The sequence below is a fragment of the Mesorhizobium sp. M7A.F.Ca.AU.001.01.1.1 genome (assembly GCF_004022735.1).
GTDB lineage: Bacteria > Pseudomonadota > Alphaproteobacteria > Rhizobiales > Rhizobiaceae > Mesorhizobium > Mesorhizobium ciceri.
Window position 1 is genome coordinate 1 of the sequence record NZ_RZPF01000778.1, and the last position, 2875, is coordinate 2875.

At 63.1% G+C, this 2875-nt stretch carries 2 protein-coding genes and 2 pseudogenes; 3 read left to right on the forward strand and 1 reads right to left on the reverse strand.

Annotation, left to right across the window (positions count from 1 at the left end; genetic code table 11):
- Positions 1-195, forward strand: a pseudogene (locus EN884_RS31625) (alpha/beta hydrolase); the annotation flags it as partial.
- Between the two features lie 26 nt (positions 196-221).
- Here EN884_RS31625 and sthA read toward each other — a convergent pair.
- On the reverse strand, positions 222-1610 hold the full coding sequence (gene sthA, locus EN884_RS31630; RefSeq protein WP_063167758.1) for a Si-specific NAD(P)(+) transhydrogenase: 1389 nt from the start codon (positions 1608-1610) through the stop codon (positions 222-224).
- A gap of 203 nt (positions 1611-1813) precedes the next feature.
- Here sthA and EN884_RS31635 point away from each other — a divergent pair, with 203 nt between their 5' ends.
- Together EN884_RS31635 and EN884_RS31640 are read left to right on the forward strand one after the other, a co-directional pair.
- Positions 1814-2284 (forward strand): RDD family protein, encoded by a 471-nt coding sequence (locus EN884_RS31635; protein WP_063167757.1) that lies wholly within the window; start codon positions 1814-1816, stop codon positions 2282-2284.
- Positions 2285-2424: 140 nt separating this feature from the next.
- Positions 2425-2875: pseudogene (locus tag EN884_RS31640) on the forward strand (arginyltransferase); the annotation flags it as partial.

Below are 2875 nucleotides of genomic sequence, written 5' to 3' on the forward strand. Positions count from 1 at the left end.
CGGGTGCTGATGATCGCCGGCGCCGCCGACCTCACCTATGCGCCTTTCGCCCCTGCTCTGGTGACATTGCTCAGTCGGCATGGCGCCGAGATCGACGCCAGGATTGTCTCATCAGGTCATGAATTCGGCAGCGCCGACGCGGCAATCGTCAGGCAATGGCTGGCGGGACCGGCGGCGGTGGCGCAGGCAGGCTGACAGGCTCGCCGCCACGACCAGCCGGCCTACCCTCTTCCCATCCGGTTCCAGGCATCCAGCCCAGCGATCTTGTAGGCTTCGGCGAGCGTTGGATAGTTGAAGGTGTTGTTGACGAAGAAGTCGACGGTGCCGCCGAGATTGATCACCGCCTGGCCGATGTGGATGAGCTCGGTGGCGCCCTCGCCGATGATGTGCGCGCCGAGCAGACGGCGCGTTTCGATCGAAAACAGCAGCTTCAGGAAGCCGGTGTTGACACCCATGATGTGGCCGCGCGAGGTCTCGCGAAAACGCGCCACGCCGACCTCGTAGGCCGCACCGCTCTCACGCACCTGTTCTTCGGACTGGCCGACCGTCGAGATTTCCGGCACCGCATAGATGCCATAGGGGAAAGTTTCCGGCGGCGGCGGCAAGGGCACTCCAAAGGCATGGCAGGCGGCCACCCTGCCCTGCTCCATCGAAGTCGAGGCCAGGCTCGGAAAGCCGATGACGTCGCCGGCGGCATAGATGTTGGGCACGCTGGTCTGGAAGGATTGCGGATCGACCTTGATGCGCCCTCTGGAGTCGGCGTCGATGCCGACGACATCCAGGCCCAGGCTGCCGACATTGCCGGTGCGGCCGGCGGCGTAGAGCACAACCTCGGAACGGATGGTGCGGCCATCGGCCAGTTCCACTTCGGCGGCGTCCGGCTTGGAGCGGATCTCCTTCACCGCGCTGCCCAGCCGGATGGTCATGCCGCGATCGCGCATCTGGTGGATGAAATCGTCGACGATCTCGCGGTCGACGAAATCGAGGATGGAGTTGCGCGGCTCGACCAAGGTTACCGGCACGTCGAGCGCGGAAAAGATCGTCGCATATTCGACGCCGATGACGCCGGCGCCGATCACGGTCAGCGTGCGCGGCAAGCGATCAAGCTCCAGCATCTCGTCGCTGTCGAAGACGCGGGTCTTGTCGAAAGGCACGTCGCGCGGGCGGTGCGGCCTGGTGCCGACCGCTATCAGCGCATTGGTAAAACCGACCTCGCTGTAATCGCCAGTGTCTGATGTCAGGCTGACCTTGTTGGGGCCAAGGAATTTCACCGCGGCGCGAGCGCTCTTGACCGTGTTGCGCATGAACTGGTGCTGCAGCACCTCGACCTCATGGTCGAGCGTCTTGTGCAGGCGCTCGACCAGATCGCCGACCGAGATATCCTGCTTGACCCGGTAGCCGCGCCCGTAGAAGCCGCGCTCGCGCCAGCCCGAAAGATTGAGCACCGTTTCGCGCAGCGTTTTCGATGGGATGGTCCCGGTATGCACCGAGACACCGCCCAGACGCCGGCCGCGGTCGACCACCAGCACGGACTTGCCGAGCTTGGCCGACTGCACCGCGGCACGGCGGCCGGAAGGGCCGCTGCCGATGACCAGCATGTCGTAGTCCATATTGCCCCGTCCCCTGTGCGCTCTGCTGCGCCGCAACAAGCTAATGCTATCCGCGCCGCAAATTCAACCAGTTCACATCGGGCCCGACGCCATCGAAGCTGGAGCACCGCTGGAAGCGCGATCTTGATTCCGCCACAGGCCTTCACCATTTCATGGCTGAGCGGTCCGCACCCTATGCCGTGGCCCTGTTACGAGGAAATGACATGAACGCGCGCGTTCTCGACGGCGAAATCATCACCAGCAGGCTCGACGATGTCAGGGCCTATGACGGCGTGCGCACGAAGCGCATCTTCGCCTTCATGATCGACTATGTCATCGTCGCGCTGCTCACCATCCCGTTTGCCATTCTGGTGTTCTTCCTCGGGCTCTTGACCCTCGGGCTTGGCTGGATGCTGTTCGGCATCCTGTTGCCGACTGTGGCCATCCTCTACATCTGGAACACGCTGGGCAGCACCGATCAGGCCACCACGGGCATGAAGATGATGGGCATCCGGCTCGACCGGCTCGACGGCAGGCCGATCGACGGCCTCACTGCGGTTGTCCATTCGGTGCTGTTCTGGGCCGGCAATGTCATCCTGTCGCCGCTTGTCCTGCTGGTAACGCTGTTTTCCGACCGCAAACGCACCTTGCACGATCTTTTACTTGGCACGGTCGTCAGCCGCACCGACCGCTGAAACGGCCCTCTGAAGAGCAGTCGCTACCGATTGAGCACAAATGTGAAGGCGTCGAGTCGACCGCGCCCACATAATCCTGTTGAATTTTTCGCCATCCGCGCCAAAGGTAGAGCGATTCGAAGGAGTGTTTCCAAGGCTCGATGACGCAGCATCCGACCCAGTCGCCGCAGTTCTTCCTGACCGCGCCGTCGCCGTGCCCCTATCTCGACGGCCAGTTCGAGCGCAAGGTGTTCACGCACCTGGTTGGCGACAAGGCGGCGGAGATGAACGACCTGTTGACGCAAGGCGGCTTCCGGCGCTCGCAGAACATCGCCTACAGGCCGGCCTGCGAGACCTGCCGCGCCTGCGTTTCGGTACGCATCCTCGCCCAGGAATTCGTCGCCAGCCGCAACATGAAGCGCGTGCTGCAGCACAATTCCGATCTCGTCGGCTACATGCACAATGCCGAGCCCTCGACCGAACAATATTCCCTGTTCCGCAGCTATCTCGACGCCCGCCACCGCCGTGGCGGCATGTCCGACATGACGGTGCTCGACTATGCGATGATGGTCGAGGACACCCATGTCGACACCAAGGTGATCGAATATCGGC